At 49.2% G+C, this 315-nt stretch carries 2 rRNA genes; both read left to right on the plus strand.

The window, feature by feature from the left end:
• A 23S ribosomal RNA gene (locus tag AACY08_RS30185) occupies window positions 1-107 on the plus strand; the annotation flags it as partial.
• A 156-nt stretch (window positions 108-263) separates the two neighbouring features.
• A 5S ribosomal RNA gene (rrf, locus tag AACY08_RS30780) occupies window positions 264-315 on the plus strand; the annotation flags it as partial.

Raw genomic sequence — 315 nt, forward strand, 5'->3', positions numbered from 1 at the left:
TGAGTCCCCTGAAGGGCCGTCGAAGACTACGACGTTGATAGGTTGGGTGTGTAAGCGCTGTGAGGCGTTGAGCTAACCAATACTAATTGCCCGTGAGGCTTGACCATATAACACCCAAGCAATTTGATTTCTCTAACGAGCATCAGATTGCGGTGTGTGAAGACGATAGAACCGAAAGTTCGATCTCGCGAAAACACCGAAAGCTATCACATACCCAATTTGCTGAAGCGAGGCCATGTGGTCACGACTCAGTACCCGAATTTCTTGACGACCATAGAGCATTGGAACCACCTGATCCCATCCCGAACTCAGTAG

Source organism: Pseudomonas sp. EL_65y_Pfl1_R83, from assembly GCF_963970695.1.
GTDB classification, from domain to species: domain Bacteria; phylum Pseudomonadota; class Gammaproteobacteria; order Pseudomonadales; family Pseudomonadaceae; genus Aquipseudomonas; species Aquipseudomonas tritici.